10 protein-coding genes and 1 pseudogene are annotated in these 15,759 nt (G+C 47.2%); 6 read left to right on the forward strand and 5 right to left on the reverse strand.

What is annotated here, in order from left to right; all coding sequences use genetic code 11:
* Positions 1 to 132: 132 nt before the first annotated feature.
* Together Xinn_RS17480 and Xinn_RS17485 are read right to left on the reverse strand one after the other, a co-directional pair.
* A pseudogene (locus tag Xinn_RS17480) lies at positions 133 to 408 on the reverse strand (cytochrome d ubiquinol oxidase subunit II); the annotation flags it as partial.
* Positions 398 to 1,750 (reverse strand): cytochrome ubiquinol oxidase subunit I, encoded by a 1,353-nt coding sequence (locus Xinn_RS17485; RefSeq protein WP_086952895.1) that lies wholly within the window; start codon positions 1,748 to 1,750, stop codon positions 398 to 400. The pseudogene Xinn_RS17480 and the gene Xinn_RS17485, both read right to left, overlap by 11 nt.
* Positions 1,751 to 2,312: 562 nt before the next feature.
* Between Xinn_RS17485 and Xinn_RS17490 the strand changes: the two genes are divergently transcribed.
* The 5 genes from Xinn_RS17490 (at position 2,313) to Xinn_RS17510 (ending at position 7,499) form a co-directional block, all read left to right on the forward strand.
* On the forward strand, positions 2,313 to 3,101 hold the full coding sequence (locus Xinn_RS17490; RefSeq protein ID WP_086952896.1) for an SDR family oxidoreductase: 789 nt from the start codon (positions 2,313 to 2,315) through the stop codon (positions 3,099 to 3,101).
* Between the two features lie 127 nt (positions 3,102 to 3,228).
* Positions 3,229 to 4,479 (forward strand): styrene monooxygenase/indole monooxygenase family protein, encoded by a 1,251-nt coding sequence (locus Xinn_RS17495; protein ID WP_086952897.1) that lies wholly within the window; start codon positions 3,229 to 3,231, stop codon positions 4,477 to 4,479.
* 61 nt (positions 4,480 to 4,540) lie between these two features.
* A complete protein-coding gene (locus Xinn_RS17500) occupies positions 4,541 to 5,104 on the forward strand; it encodes a flavin reductase family protein (protein WP_086952898.1) in 564 nt (187 codons plus the stop codon).
* Entirely contained in the window at positions 5,101 to 5,901 is an 801-nt protein-coding gene (locus tag Xinn_RS17505; protein WP_086952899.1) for a cyclase family protein, read from the forward strand. The genes Xinn_RS17500 and Xinn_RS17505 overlap by 4 nt, the downstream gene beginning before the upstream one ends.
* Complete coding sequence (locus Xinn_RS17510) at positions 5,898 to 7,499, forward strand: phytoene desaturase family protein (protein WP_244590242.1); 1,602 nt, start codon at positions 5,898 to 5,900, stop codon at positions 7,497 to 7,499. The genes Xinn_RS17505 and Xinn_RS17510 overlap by 4 nt, the downstream gene beginning before the upstream one ends.
* A gap of 211 nt (positions 7,500 to 7,710) precedes the next feature.
* On the opposite strand, the gene Xinn_RS17515 is transcribed toward Xinn_RS17510, so the two are convergent.
* Both Xinn_RS17515 and Xinn_RS17520 read right to left on the reverse strand, forming a co-directional pair.
* Positions 7,711 to 10,599: an RCC1 domain-containing protein gene (locus Xinn_RS17515; RefSeq protein ID WP_086952901.1), complete on the reverse strand. Its 2,889-nt coding sequence runs from the start codon at positions 10,597 to 10,599 to the stop codon at positions 7,711 to 7,713.
* Between the two features lie 18 nt (positions 10,600 to 10,617).
* Entirely contained in the window at positions 10,618 to 12,822 is a 2,205-nt protein-coding gene (locus tag Xinn_RS17520; protein WP_169923604.1) for a trypsin-like serine protease, read from the reverse strand.
* A gap of 1,052 nt (positions 12,823 to 13,874) precedes the next feature.
* On the opposite strand from Xinn_RS17520, the gene Xinn_RS17525 reads away from it, so the two are divergent.
* On the forward strand, positions 13,875 to 15,299 hold the full coding sequence (locus Xinn_RS17525) for a gamma-aminobutyraldehyde dehydrogenase (RefSeq protein WP_422646004.1): 1,425 nt from the start codon (positions 13,875 to 13,877) through the stop codon (positions 15,297 to 15,299).
* 35 nt (positions 15,300 to 15,334) lie between these two features.
* On the opposite strand, the gene Xinn_RS17530 is transcribed toward Xinn_RS17525, so the two are convergent.
* The coding region (locus Xinn_RS17530; protein WP_153043414.1) for an IS630 family transposase at positions 15,335 to 15,759 on the reverse strand (425 nt) is incomplete at its 5' end.

Genomic DNA, 15,759 nt, shown 5'->3' on the forward strand with positions numbered 1-15,759 from the left:
ATTGACTGCTGGCGCTTTCCACATAAAAAATTAGGGGTATCTGATGGTCATTGAAACGGTGTGCTAATTAACCATAAAACTTAATGGTTTTCAAGCTCGTTTGATGAGGTTATCAAATGCAGAATGTACCACTAGTAACATAATCGTCAACGGAATAGCCAGCGCATCCAGAATCACGGCATAGGCCAGAGGAAAAGCACCAAATAAACCTGCGCCACCCAGTACCAACCACGTTTCGTTACCATCCCAGACAGGGGCAACTGAATTCATCATTAAATCACGATCTGCCTGCCCCTTAACCACGGGGAACAGGATGCCTATCCCAAGATCAAAGCCATCCATCACGATATACATCATAGTACTGAAGACGATAATCAGAAACCAAATCAGAGGAAGATCAATACCCATTTGTTAGCTCCTTATTTCCTGAATCATTATTGAAGCCTTTACGGATAAGTTTCATCATATAAACATAACCAGTACCGAAAACAGCGCCGTAAACGACAAAGAAGATAAGCAGGCTGATGCTCATATGAAATTCGCCATGCGCAGAAACAGCATCTTTTGTGCGCATCAGGCCATAGACAACCCACGGCTGGCGGCCTATTTCCGTGGTGAACCATCCGGCTAATATGGCAATCAGGCCGGAAGGAGCCATCAGGAGCATAAAGCGCAGAAACAACCGATTCTGATACAGACGTTTTTTATAACGTAACCACAGCCCCCAGACCCCCGCCACAATCATCAGAATGCCCAGTCCGACCATTACCCGGAATGACCAGAACACCATAAACGCATTAGGGCGATCTTCCGGTGCAAACTCTTTCAGAGCCGGAACCTGTTTATCAATACTGTGTGTCAGGATAATGCTGGCAAGATAGGGGATTTTGACGGCATAGCGTGTCTCTTCTGCTTCCTGATCGGGGATACCGAATAAAATGAGTGGCGTAGCTTCGCCGGGATGATTCTCCCAATGGCCTTCCATCGCAGCAACTTTGGCTGGCTGGTATTTCAGCGTATTCAGGCCATGTAAATCACCGATAACAGCCTGTGATGGCGCAATGATCAGGATCAGCCACATTGCCATTGAGAGCATTTTTTTCATGGCTGATGAGTCATTGCCTTTCAGTAAATGCCAGGCAGCGGAAGCCGCAATAAAGAACGCGGAAGCAAGAAATGCAGCCGTTCCCATATGTAGCAGGCGATACGGGAATGAGGGATTGAATATAACGGCGAGCCAATCAACGGGAACGATCTGATTATCAATAATTTCATGGCCTTGTGGGGTCTGCATCCAGCTATTGGAGGCCAGAATCCAGAATGTCGAGATAAGCGTACCGAGTGCGACCATACAGGTGGCGAAGAAATGGAGTTTTTCACCTACCCGACTCCAGCCGAACAACATAACGCCAAGAAAACCGGCTTCAAGAAAAAACGCGGTAAGCACTTCATACACCAATAAAGGGCCAGTAATGCTTCCGGCAAAATCAGAGAAAAAACTCCAGTTAGTGCCGAATTGGTAGGCCATGACTAAACCAGAAACTACGCCCATACCAAAATTAATACCAAAGATTTTTGCCCAGAAGTGATATAACGTTTTGTAGTCTTCATTACGAGTTTTCAGCCATAAGCCTTCCAATAGCGCAAGAAAGCTGGCTAAGCCTATCGTAATAGCCGGAAAGATAATATGAAAAGAAACAGTAAATGCGAATTGTATCCTTGCAAGCTCCAGGGCAGTTAACCCGAACATAGTGACCTCATTTTATACATTATACGGATAAAAGAAATAAAAATCGGGAATAAGTAAAACATAAACATTTCATTCATTACAGTAACAATTTTTATTTGTTTTTATATAACAGTTGGTTTTTAAAACTAATTAATGTATTAAATACAATGCATTAACATTAATGTTTTTAGAGGTAATAATATGAAAACAAACCTTTTTAGTGCATAGGTGTTCAGGGATAATAAATATTTAATGTGTGGTGAAATTAATTAATTGATGCTGGTGGCTAATATCTATTGAATATGTTTATTTCCGCAAAAAATATATTTTATAAGCGGCATATGATATATCACTATTGATTACCTGCACTGAATGGATCTTTTCTGCATATATCGGCTACTTAATCTTATCTATTTCACGTAATGATCTCCTGCATAATTTACTAATTACTGATTAATCATATAACACATTGAATATGCAATAAGTTAGCTATTCAGAGTGTTGTTATCCCGTCAGCAACTCAGGTGCAAGGCTACGCAATTAGCCAGAATGATGGCGGATATATGATACAAGGGGATCACTCGTGAAGGGCTTAAATAATAAAGTCGCGATTGTGACTGGTGGTGCAACCAAAATGGGTGCAATTGTTGCCAGAATATTGAGTGAATATGGTGTTAAGGTCGCCATTTTTGATATTGATCGGGAAGGCGGAAAAAAAGCCTGTGATGCCCGACCCAGCGACATTCATTTCTGGCCTGTTGATATTACTGACGACAAACAACTTTCTCAGGGTGTGCATGAGGTTGTGGCCCATTACGGACACCTTAACTGTCTTGTTAACCTTGCGACAACTTATATGGATGATGGTGCCGATTCCAGTCGTGAAATGTGGCTGACAGCACTCAATATTAATGTGATCAGTGCTATCCGAGCCGCTCAGTTTGTACATCCTTATTTTATGGCAGCCGGAGGAGGATCAATTGTTAATTTCACCAGTGTCTCCTCTTCTGTTGCTCAGACAGGCCGTTGGTTATATCCCACCTCAAAGGCCGCTTTATTACATGTTACCCGCAGTATGGCAATGGACTACGCCGCTGATCGCATCCGTGTGAACTCGGTTTCGCCGGGCTGGACTTGGTCACGGGTCATGGACGAGCTGACCCAAGGCAATCGTCGGAAAACAGATGAAATCGCCGCAGATTATCACTTACTTGGTCGAGTGGGAGATCCCGAAGAGATCGCTCAGGTAGTGGCATTTCTTCTTTCTGATTTGGCGAGCTTTGTGACCGGCGCTGATTACTCCGTTGATGGTGGCTATTCAGTGATGGGACCAGAGCAGTCGAAACCAGCCATCTGCCGTCTGGCGGAATAGTCGCAACAGCAAGAGTCGCAACAGCAATGTTCGTAACAGCAATGTTCGCAACAGCAATGTTCGCAAAACGCTATGTATTCGCAACCGACTATTTATTCTCAAAAAACTATGTAGGAGAAAAAATACCATGCGTCGTATCGCTATTGTGGGAGGCGGTCAGGCCGGGCTGCCTCTGGCCCTTGGTCTGCTTGACAAGGGCTATCAGGTAACCGTAGTTACCAACCGAACACCTGATGATGTCCAGAATGGCCGTGTGATGTCGAGCCAGTGTATGTTCGATTCTTCTTTACAGTTTGAGCGAAATCTGGGGCTGAATAAATGGGAAACATTATGTCCGCCTGTTGAAGGTATCGGCTTCGCCATTCCTCATCCGGAAATTCCTGACGCTAAAGTCATTGACTGGAGTGCCCGGCTTGATAAGTATGCGCAGGCGACGGATCAGCGCATCAAAATGCCTTTCTGGATGGAATTGTTTGCAGCCCGTGGTGGCAATCTGGAAATTCGTGATGTGGGTGTTGCTGAGCTGGAACAACTGGTATCCACCCATGAACTGGTTATTCTGGCGGGCGGCAAAGGTGAAGTCGTGAGATTACTGGAGCGTGATGCAACCCGTTCTCCCTATGATAAGCCGCAGCGTGCATTAGCACTGACTTATGTGAATGGTATGCTGCCGATGCCGGAATATTCACGCGTTTCTTTCAATCTGATCCCGGAAGTGGGTGAATATTTCGTCTTTCCTGCTCTGACCCTGAGTGGTCCCTGTGACATTATGGTCTTTGAAGGGATACCCGGAGGAGCAATGGATGGCTGGCATGAAGCCAGAACACCGCAGGAACATCTGGCTTACAGCAGGCACATCCTTAAAACTTTCCTGCCGTGGGAAGCTGCCCGTTGTGAAAAAGTAGAGCTGACCGATGAGAACGGCATTCTGGCCGGGCGGTTCACTCCGGTAGTACGCAAACCCGTAGTGACACTGCCTTCCGGTCGTCATATTTTCGGGCTGGGGGATGCAGTAGTGACAAACGATCCGCTTACCGGACAAGGCTCCAATAATGCGACTAAAGCCTGCAAAGTCTATTACGAATCAATACTTGCCCGTGGTGATAAACCTTTTACGGTAGAGTGGATGAATGCCACCTTTGAGCAATTCTGGGATTACAGCCAGTATGTGGTGGAATGGACAAACAGCCTGCTTATCCCGCCAAAACCTCACATCCTGCATTTATTAGGTGTAGCTCAGCAGCAACCGGCACTGGCCAGTACGATTGCCAATGCTTTCAATCATCCCCCTGTACTGTTTCCGTGGTGGCGGGACAGTGTTGCATGTGAAGCATACATTGATTCACAGATGCAACATGTACCGGTTGCTAATTCTTAATTAAGGAATTGACTTAAAAAGCAGCCTGAAAAAGCAGGATTTCAGTGTGGAGAAGTTCAATATGGTCATAAATATTCAGAACAGCCAGACGATGTTACATGATGCCGAGTGGGGAATAACAGAGTTTGAGACACGGGCATTACGTACCATTCTGGGGTGTTACCCAACCGGTGTTGCCATTGTTGCGACACGTACTGCTGACGGGCGCAATGTGGGGCTGACTATCAATTCATTTGCATCCCTTTCACTGGAGCCACCGCTGATACTCTGGAGTCTGGTCAGCCACTCGCCCAGTCTGGCTGTCTTCCGCAACTGTGAATATTTTACGGTCAGCATTCTTGGTTGTGACCATCAGGAACTGGCTCTGCGTTTTGCCAACCCGAGGGTTGAAAATAAATTTCAGGATATTCCCGTACAGGAGACACCGGAAGGAGTCCCATCTATTGGCGGAGCGATAGCAACACTGGTTTGCTCGAATCATCAGCAGACACATGTCGGTGATCATTTGCTGATGATTGGTCAGGTGAAGCGTATTGCCAGTTTTGAAGGTAAGCCATTGGTTTTTCACGGCGGTATGTTTACCGCATTGCACGATATTGGAAAAGATAGGGGAGAGTATGAATGAAAAGCCTGCTGAATACGTTCATCACGGCGTTGGATCAGGGTACTGTGAAGATAATCGATCTTACTCAGACTTTGTCACCTGATTTTCCCGCCTTGCAGTTGCCTGAGCAGTATGGACAAGTTTGGTCATTCAAAATGGAGCGTATTTCCTGTTATGACGAAAATGGCCCCGGCTGGTACTGGAATAACTTCAGTTGCGGAGAGCATACAGGAACACATTTTGATGCTCCGGCACACTGGATTAGCGGTAAAGATTATCGGGATAATACGGTGGACAGCATTCCCCTGCATAACTTCATTGCTCCGGCAGTTGTTGTGGATGCCAGTCAACAGGTGGCAAAAAACCCGGACTGGCTGCTGACAACTGAATTCTTACTGGCATGGGAAAAACAACACGGACAGATCCCTGCTGGAGCGTGGTTACTGTTCCGCACTGATTGGTCAACGCGGGCAGATGATCCCGTCAATTTTCTTAACATGCGTGATGATGGAGCACATACACCGGGGCCTGATCAGGAAACTGTTGAATGGCTGATTCATAAACGTCATATCCGGGGTTTTGGGGTAGAAACGATCAATACTGATGCCGGGCAGTCCTATTCATGGCCAGTAGCTTACCCTTGTCATACCCTGATGCACGGGGCAAATAAATACGGTTTGCAATGCCTGAAAAATTTAGATTTATTACCACCCGTCGGAACAGTCATTATTACTGCCCCCCTTAAAATTGAGGAAGGGTCGGGAAGCCCGTTGCGCGTTCTGGCGTTGGTTGAACATTCTGATGGAATCACATCATGAGTAATTCTAAACCACAAATCATTATCATCGGCAGTGGAATAAACTCGCTGGTATGCGCTGCACTACTGTCCATATGGGGGAAATCTGTTCTGGTACTGGAACAGAATGCTGTGCTGGGGGGATGTATCCGGACAGAAGAGCTTTTTCCCGGTTATATCCATGATGTGCTCTCCTGCTGGTATCCCTTATTTTTGAGCAGCCCGGCTTATCAGGTGCTGAAACCGGCATTAGAAAAAGCAGGTCTGGAGTTCAGACAAAGTGATTATTCCACCGGACTGGTTCAGCCGAATGGTCGTGGGATCGCGTTAAGACGGGGCATTCTGCCTGCTGCATTGCAGATTGATGCAATTGCAGGAAAAGACGGAGAAACATTTCGTTATATGGTGCAGCAGATTCTTCATGATGATGCTGAACTGGTTTTCGGTTTATTGGGGCAGAACCCCTATGGTGTCGGAGTACTCCGGTTACTGTTTCGTGAATGGCGAAAACGTGGCATTGATGGGCTGGTGAAATTTGCCGGTAATTCACTGGAAACATTCCGTCGCTGGTCGGAACGTGAATTACAGTCTGATTTTATCCGCACTCTGGTTGCGCCGTGGGTCTTGCATACCGGTCTGGGGCCGGATGATGCCAGTTCCGCTCTGATTGGAAAACTCACTTTTGCTGCGGTGGTATCAGAAGGAATGCCGGTAGTGAAAGGAGGAAGTATCTGCATTGTTGAAGCGTTGAAAACAATTATTGAACAGCATGGAGGGCAGCTTCTTACTCATACCCGAGTTGAACATATTATTACTCACCAGCGGGGGCGAAAACGCCGTGCTTCAGGAGTAATAGCAGAGGGAAAGGTCTATCACGCCACCGATGCCGTAGTCTGTAATGTTACGCCACAACAGCTTTATGGTCATTTACTGGATAATGTTCCCATTACAATTCAAAAGAATGCACAGGGATATCATTATGGACGTGGTGGAATGCAGGTTCACTTTGCCCTGAATTCTCCTCCGTCATGGAGCAATCCAAAATTATGCCACGTGCCGCTTATTCACTTAACGGAAAGTATGCAACAGGTGTGTCTGTCGGTGACACAGGCTAATAATGGTTATCTGCCTGAGCATCCGACACTGGCTATAGGGCAACCGATTGCGCTTGATCCGGGGCGTGCTCCTGAAGGGGGATGGATTTTATGGGTTCAGATGCAGGAATTGCCTACTCATCTGAAAGGGGATGAAGCGGGAGACATTCCTATTCCCGATGATGGCAAATGGAATAACGCTGTTCGTGAAGCATTCGCCGATCGCATACAGGCTCGTCTGGAGACGGTAATTCCGGGATTTTCATCTACGATTGTTGGTCGCAGAGCCTATTCTCCGGCAGATTTACAGGTATTGAACAGCAATCTGGTTGGCGGAGATCCCTACTCAGGAGTTTGCTCTCCTGACCAATTTTTTTGGCTGCGTCCTTTTGCCTCTTCAAAGGGGGGGAAAGCACATCAGACTTTTATCAATAATGTATTTCATATCGGGGCTTCAACTCATCCCGGCCCCGGATTAGCAGGGACATCCGGCTATCTTGTCGCCCGCAGGCTTGCGAGGCAATGATAAAAGCAGTGAGCATAACGTGTTGAAGTTCGGTTCAGATTAGAGCCTTATCTATTGTCTTGTCGCGTGACTCTGTACTATTGCACTTTATACCGGCTGACTTCATGGTCAGCCGGTGATTATGTCGATCTCTGTATCCACTAAAACTGGTTACATCATCTCAGAAATGATATTTCTGCGTTGGGTAATTTCCCAGTATTGTTAGCTGTTTTTAGTGTCGATAGGCTTCGGTAATGGGTGTGGGGACGCTCCGGTTCTTACGGTCACCAAGGCCTAATTGTCCGTAATCGTTTCCCCCCCAAGCATAAATTCGATCATCATCTGTCAGTGCAAAGATGGAGTTGTATGGGTCAGCGCCTACAGCCAAGGACTTAACTTTTACCCCATCAGGCATGGCGACCAACTGCGGGGTTCGGTTTTCCCAGTTGTAGACATGTCCATCGACACCTATTGCATAGTAAATCGGGCCGGATAACCAACTGCCGTCATTAACGAAGAGCTTCCGGATAGGATTGGTTTTGGAAAATGGTTCAATGCTCAGAGTACTGTTATGGTCAGTAGTATAGACTTCCCCGCTATCAGTTACAGCGTATATACGGCCTGTTACAGCTCCAATAGACTTAATATTCAGCGAAGCATACTCCTTCATGAGAGTTGGTGGATGCACGCTACTGGTTGTCCCGATAATTAGATTGTCAGTGATCCACCATTTATATAATGAACCGTCTTTCGTTAACATAAAATAAGTATCTTTGGAAGCGGCAATATCAACAATATCTTCAATATTACCGGGAATTTTCACTTGTGTTGGAGTTATGTGAAACCTATCGGTCCAGTCCGAGGTATGCAAGCCCAAGCCATAGAAAATACCATTATCGCCCAGAACAAATAGGCCTTTTTCTGAACATGTAATGCTCTTTGCTTTTGTTTTTCCCGGTAGCGGAACATGAGTCGGTGTCGTTCTGTCGTTGGTATCACCAACTCCTAATTGTCCCAGATCGTTATTACCCCAGCTATAGACCGAGCCATATTTAGTCAACGCGAGCGAAGAACTATATCTGCCAATCTGACTAGTGCAGACTGATTGCACCTTCATTTTGTTAGACATCGGGATACGTGTCGGTTTGCTTCTGCTCTCGACTCCCCCCACCCCGAGCCCGCCATCCTGGTTTATGCCCCAAGCGTAAAGATAACCGTCCTTAGCGATAGCCAACGTACGCCCGCCGTCAGTGGAAATCATCGTCAGTGCGGGAATCCTAAACGTCGGGCGTTCGGTGGTTCCAGTGATAGGGGGGCTGGCACCATAATCGAATGACTGGATTGCTGTGAAATCCAAACGTTCGGCGGTTACTTCTTTCATTTTGCACGACCAGTGAGTGGGGATTTCCTGAGATGGATCAGTCTCGGCTATTTGTGTGATACAGGAAAAACCTTGTGCGGTGGTAATTCTGATGGTAGCGCCCGACGTGCCGGTTCCGGAGAACGTCACGGTATCCTCTTTCCAGTTCTCCGATGACACTTCCCAATCCACGGGGGATTTCACGAACAGAACTGCGGTGGGCTTGACGGTAAAGGTTGTTGACACCTCTGGCGCGACTTCTGCATCGTCAGAGGCGCGGTGCTGCGACACATACACATTCCAAGTCCCCTCCGTAAGTTTATAGTTACATCCCCAGTTACCCGTGTCAGAAATCTTGTGCCAATCGACTAAGTGTTGGTTTATATCCATATGCCAGCGTTTCTTTTTGCAATTCGTCGAGAGGAGGTGCGTATACGGAGGGTTCATATTTTCGACACTAATTTCTGCTATATCGTGTGGTGTCCCCTTGCCGTGAATCTGTATTTCAGGCAGCCAATTTGCCACAATCCCATGTTGGCCAATCGGACTAATCGAAATATTAGACTGACCGATAGTTAAATGGTAGTACCCAGTTTTAGTCTGTGCACCTTCATGGCTGAACTGGTTCAAAGTTTGTGTCACGTGCCATTGATAGGAGCCGCTGATGTTGCCGAGGAATTTGTCCGGACATGTCCACCTCCCCGATGAATCAACCGATACTGTACAGTTATATGGCACAGCTCCATCCGGAGTGCCTTTCTCGCGTGGCTGGATGGTAAGTGTCGCACCGGGTGTCGCCGTGCCTGAAAAACTGAATGGTCCATCTGTCTTAAATAAAAAAGCATTGTCTGCGGCGGGCGTTTTGATAGCCACTGAATCGAAGACCACATACTGTGTCGAGGCGTGCGAAGCGACCCCATCATTCTGGACTGCGACGACCTGCGAGATGCCAACGGGTACATCTTTCGAAGAGCAAGACCATTTGCCTGACTTATTGTCTACTGCTATGTCCTCACAACCGGATATCGCCAATCCTTTCGGTGAGCCTGCATACAAAGTGATGGAAGCAGCTTTTCCTCTGGGTCCAGAAGATTCTCCTGTACCGCTGAAGTATATAGAGTCTGCTAAGGCAGCACTTCTGCTCGAATCCTGTTTGTTTATTGTTGCGAAATTAAAATAAAGAGAAACGGGATATGTGTTGGAAATGTGGCCCGTATTGTGGCTCGTACCTAAACAATCCTCTGTGGCGGTGCCTCCGGGCGAGCATACTGCCGCCGTTACTGGAACCCCCAATCCAGATGGCGTTATTGAAGGGTCATTAGTCACTTCTGTAAACCAAGACATACTGCCCGTTTTCATGAAGTGACGCCATTGCAGACCCCAGGTTTTGGATGAGGTCGGCGCTGGCAGACCCTCAATCGTTACCTGCCATCTAACCCATTTGTCTTGACTATCGCAACCCCCATGCCAGAAAACACCGTTAGAGTCTTCGATCGTAAATGTTTTTTTCTCGCCTGGCCCAACGGTCTGATCTCCGCCGGTTTCATATATACAACTCCAATCATGCGGATGGAAAGTAATGGTTTTATCCGAACTATTAATAAGGGTGATCGGATGGTATGCAGCCGTATGTGCCGGTGTGGCATTCAGCCCGAAACCCAGAATAACGGCAATCAACCCACCAGCCAGAGTACGTAGCCGTGTTGGAGTATTAACACGTGCCATGAGATTCTTTACTCGTGATGTCAGATTTTTCTTCATTGTTTTACTCCTTAGTTTTCACAGCAAGTCGACAGGTGCGCCGATACTGACAAAGACAGGAAGCGAATATGCTTCATGCTCGCTTTTGTCAGCGAATGTAGTCTTGATGTGAGCGATGTACCATCCAGAGTCATCTTCAGTCGGATAGATGTTTTTCTGACCGAAGACCAGAGTGGCAATGTGCTGATGTGCTTTCTCTTTCCCGTATGATTGAAGCGGTAGTGAGAATAAGCGCTTGCTAAGGTCTGGAGTATATTTTTTGGTTGCCGGGTCTAATTTCTTCCACATTACCTGTGCATGAGAGGGAGCAGGGTGAGCGGTGAACAGCACCTCAATTACCGCGTCTTCAGCACTGTCCGTATATCCCACCACCGTACCATAGGAAACCGGACCCTGATCCAATACTTGTGGCAGTACTTGATCGCTGATGATTACGTGTACTGCGTCGCTTGTGGTCGTGCCTAGCGTATTGGTCGCTCGCAAGCGGTACCACCCCGAGTCTGCCTTGCGTGCCGGAGAATTCTGAGTTCCAAACACCAACCGAGTGCTGTTCTGACTGGACAGTGCTGACCAGCTACTGCCCGACGTAAACGTATCCTTCTGACCCGTCGAAGACCATTCCCAGATCAGCGAATTGCCCTGCGCCGCAGGGTCCACGTAATTGAATAATGCCGTCAACGCTACTTTGCCAACCGTACCCGTGGTCACATAGACTGTTTTCTTCGCGGTTGGGAACTGACCCATTAACCTCGGCTTATCGACCAATACACCGCGTTCTGTCGCGTCCACCTCAAACGGATGTCCCTTCTCATCTGCTCCGACCAAAACCGTTTTTTGGGACTGTGGGTCATCGTAGTAGGGCAGTACAACCACACGCCACGGCCCTGTGCTTGAGGACTGAGTCAGTTGGATATCGCCCTCGGTCCGGTCCGTAGCCTTCGAGCTTTGCCACGGAGACCACCCCCCACTCGATTTGCTCTGGAAAAACACCTGATATCCCGCGGCAGGTCTAGCGCCGGACGCGACGTGAGCTGCATCCCACGAGACGTGCGTAATGCCCGTCATTCCCCCTTGAGGCACAACCTTCAGGTTGATCGGCATCGTGTATTGACTCGTGCCCGAGCCAACCAGACTGGCAGGCAGGTTAGCTTCCGGATAACCATCTTTGCCGACGCGTTGTGGCTCGCCATTGATCAACGGCACCACCGTTGCCCGCCATAGTGCATCCTTCTTGTCGCCCGGTAAGGGAATTTCCAACTCTCGTGCCTTCGGATCGTTCACGTCCTTGCTTGATGCCCCGGACCACGACGGCCCGTCCTTCATCTCTTGATAGAACATCCGCCAACCAGTCAAGCAGGCTGTTGTCTCTGAATTATCATTCAAGAGAGAAAACCAGCCACACCCCTCATTATGTTGAGAGGTCCAAATAAGAGAAAGTAAGGCCCCCGTCGTAGCCAGCGATGTTGATGCTGTTTCCGGTATCAGGCTTTGAATAGCCTCTCTACTATTCGACAAAAGGGTAAAAGCAACTTGATTTGGAACTGATGCATTGGGTGGCATTCCCCCTGAGATAACTCCAATAACGGAACCCTGAAACATGATTGGTCCACCAGAGTCTCCATCCGTAGTCGAACCTCTTCCGGGAGTGATAGTTGCTGACATTTCAGCACCGGCAGCCACGTAATCTACTGTTGTAGCCTCAAACCGATGAAACCTATTGGGAACAACAAGGTAATTAACGAGGTCGCCTTCGTCACCACCAAAGCCCATGCCCTGAATAGAATCAGGTTCTACAGGGCTTATGCGACGGTGTTCGCCCGACCCAGAGCTATACCGCGGTTGGTAGTAAAGATTTAGTGGCGCATAGAATAGGAGTTCAAGCTCTGTTTCCAAGTGAAGCGCCTGTAGATCCCCGTGCATACCTATCGGATTGATTCTGTCAACAAAATGGCCGGATTCAGGGCGTGTTATTGGCCTGCCGCCCGGTGTTCGTCGGTGATATACCTCCATAGCGTATTCTTCGTTAGGGTCATCATTGATTGACTCATCAATGTGCTCAGCCGTCAGTACCCATCTACTACTGATAGCGATGCCAACCGCCACTCTATACGCGTCTTCTCCGCTATCTCGATCGACATACCGAATAACTATCCGAACCACCCAAGGATCTTCCGGATTTGGATCTACAGGTGCGTGGTTCTCCACGCGCTTATCAAACTTCATTATTCGTGCCCTCATCAAAATTTGCGTTGCATGATGGTGTAGAGCGGTGTTGTTGCATAAATCGGTTGATATAGTTGACGCTGGTATGTCGGGCGGCAACTATCTTGTATTTTGGCCGGCCAAATGAGGATAATTATCGCGAGCCAGATCGTCATAGTTGTCGTTTCCTCCGGTTCGGTTTCAGGTAATTGATGCCGCCGTGTGAATGCGATTCTTGACGTGGGTGCTTTGGTGATGAAAAAAAGGGGGGAGTTTCGATCTTACCCGATCAAACGGGTTAGCCAGAGTGGGCTGTATGATTAAAGATAATTTCAGCAAAATGATGCTAAATAATAGATTCATATCGCCCCCTTTTTGATGAAGATATTTAAATAAGAATTCTTATTACTTCATCACTAATGGAGAACTGAAATGATAATGACTAATAGCGAATATACCCTTCGTCTTTCAAACTGCCTCTTTGTTGGCTGCGTTCACTCACCCCGGTCACATAGTATCTATGCTCCCGAGGATTGGCTCCGAGGCTCCTGCCTCTCACCGGAGGCCAGCCTTTGGCTGGGCAAATTCGTTCCCGACGAATTTGTCATTTCCTTGCCGACGCGATGCATCTTGAAATTCATTGGGTATAGGTTATTTACTTACCCGCTTCAGTATAAAGAAATCCATCGGATAAACGTATCTCAAAAAGCAGCGGATAATTAATGTGATTTAAGTGTCTGCTCAATATTTTTTTTACGCAGAACTTTTTTACGCAGAAAGAAATAGTACAAGGAATACCAACTTGAAGAATTGGAAGCGGGTATTCACAGGAAGCGAATATTTAACCAAGCAACGGGTAAGTGATAAACAGCTTCAAAAGCCTGAATTCTTCGATCCCTCTCACAGATTTACATCTTTTTCCTGATAGAAATACCTGAAAGTTACACCTATGTATCTAACGCCTATCGGTTTTTACATTTTTGATACAAATTTGACGCTAATGTAACCATTAAATATATTAAATTAATAGGTTGTATTTTACACATCAAACTTATCAGGAGATAAGCATGTCGATACCAAGTCTCAGGCATTTTATTAATGGACAGTATATTGAATCTAAAGGTTCTGAATATTTTGATTTGGTAAGTCCGGTTACGGGAAAACCTTATGCACGTTCTCCTAATGCGGGTATTGAAGATGTAAATAATGCTTATGCGTCAGCTAAAGCGGCATTTAAAGTATGGGGTCGGAGCACTCCTTCTGAACGCCAGAAATCCTTGTTAGCGTTGGCTGATGCAATGGAAGAAAACGCTGAAAGCCTGATTGAAGTGCAAAGCCGCAATACCGGGCAGCTCAAGCATCTGATTGCCTCTGAGGAAGTCGCGGCTTCAGTTGACCAGATCCGTTTCTTTGCTGGCGCAGCCCGATTTTTAGAAGGTAAGGCAACAGCAGAATACCTTTCCGGTATGACCAGCAGCATTCGGCGTGAACCGCTGGGCGTCGTGGGACAGGTTACTCCGTGGAATTATCCATTGATGATGGCGGTATGGAAAATTGCACCCGCTCTGGCGGCTGGTAATACCATAGTGCTTAAGCCGAGTGATACAACGCCGGAGAGCACCTTGCTGTTGGCTGAACTGGCTGCGCCTTTTTTTCCAGCCGGTACGTTCAATGTGGTACTGGGTAATGCCAGCGCGGGTGCTCTGGTTGTTTCACATAAAACTCCGGCGATGGTTTCTATTACCGGTTCCGTGCGGGCGGGTTTGCAGGTTGCTTCTTCGGCGGCAGCCAATCTCACCCGGTCACATCTGGAATTAGGTGGTAAAGCACCGGTCATTGTTTTTGCTGATGCGGACATAGATAAAGCGGTGGAAACCATTGCTATCGCAGGGTACTTCAACGCGGGTCAGGACTGCACAGCCGCTTCACGTGTATTGGTACATGAATCTGTTTACGATACTTTCATTACGAAACTAATAGCGGCAGCTAAAGCAACCCGTTTTGGTGATCCGGAAGATAAAGAAGCGCTGTACGGGCCACTGAACAATATTCGCCAGCTGGAACAAATTAAGGGGTTTATTGCACGTCGGCCTGCTTATGCCCGGATCGAAACCGGAGGCCGTCAGGCTGAACGTCCGGGGTATTACTTTGAGCCTACTGTGATTACCGGTCTGGAGCAGCACGATGAAATGATCCAGACTGAAATTTTTGGCCCTGTTATCACAGTGCAGAAATTCCGCACAGAAGAAGAAGCCATCGAGAAAGCCAACGATGTGAAATATGGGCTGGCTTCCAGTGTCTGGACGCGTGATCATGCTCGTACATTGCGCCTGTCCCGTGAGCTTGATTTTGGCACAGTCTGGATTAATGCGCATATCCCTCTTACAGCAGAGGCTCCGCATGGTGGCTTCAAGCATTCAGGGTACGGTAAAGATCTGTCGGCTTACGGTTTTGATGAATATACGCGTATCAAACATGTAATGAGTTCCCACGATTAATGCGGAGTAACCATAATGAATCAGACTATACGCAATTAACTTGAAGATGCAGGTTTTAATCGCTGGAAATGATCAGTCAGTCGGGTAGCCAATTCCTGTGCTTTTGTTGGCAAAGTGACATGATAAAAATGTCGAAGTGTTCCCCGAAACGTTTTTGCATCCGGGAAATAGACATTGTTGCGTATTTGCTCATTCGTGTACTTCCATAATCGTTCAATGGGGTTGAGATTAGGGCTGTAGGGGGGCAAGTAATGCAATTGAATATTCAGCTCTTGAGCCGCTGATTTTACTAATTCAGCGCGGTGATAACCTGCACCATCCAAAATAATATGCACTTTTTGTTGGAAGGGATAGGTTTCCCTAATGGCATGGAAAAAAAGGACGACATTTTCCGCGTTAATCGTCGGATATTCACGAATAACCGTCTCTTCAATCCGGTGTAAATTGAGTGCCCCCATGA

Source organism: Xenorhabdus innexi (genome assembly GCF_002632485.1).
In the GTDB taxonomy this organism is placed as follows: Bacteria; Pseudomonadota; Gammaproteobacteria; order Enterobacterales; family Enterobacteriaceae; genus Xenorhabdus; species Xenorhabdus innexi.

Excerpts from the sequence above, each read along its gene's own strand:
- Xinn_RS17485 (WP_086952895.1), bottom strand. The coding sequence starts at position 1,750 with ATGTTCGGGTTAACTGCCCTGGAGCTTGCAAGGATACAATTCGCATTT.
- Xinn_RS17495 (WP_086952897.1), top strand. The coding sequence starts at position 3,229 with ATGCGTCGTATCGCTATTGTGGGAGGCGGTCAGGCCGGGCTGCCTCTG.
- Xinn_RS17500 (WP_086952898.1), top strand. The coding sequence starts at position 4,541 with ATGGTCATAAATATTCAGAACAGCCAGACGATGTTACATGATGCCGAG.
- Xinn_RS17505 (WP_086952899.1), top strand. The coding sequence starts at position 5,101 with ATGAAAAGCCTGCTGAATACGTTCATCACGGCGTTGGATCAGGGTACT.
- Xinn_RS17510 (WP_244590242.1), top strand. The coding sequence starts at position 5,898 with ATGAGTAATTCTAAACCACAAATCATTATCATCGGCAGTGGAATAAAC.
- Xinn_RS17515 (WP_086952901.1), bottom strand. The coding sequence starts at position 10,599 with ATGAAGAAAAATCTGACATCACGAGTAAAGAATCTCATGGCACGTGTT.
- Xinn_RS17520 (WP_169923604.1), bottom strand. The coding sequence starts at position 12,822 with ATGAAGTTTGATAAGCGCGTGGAGAACCACGCACCTGTAGATCCAAAT.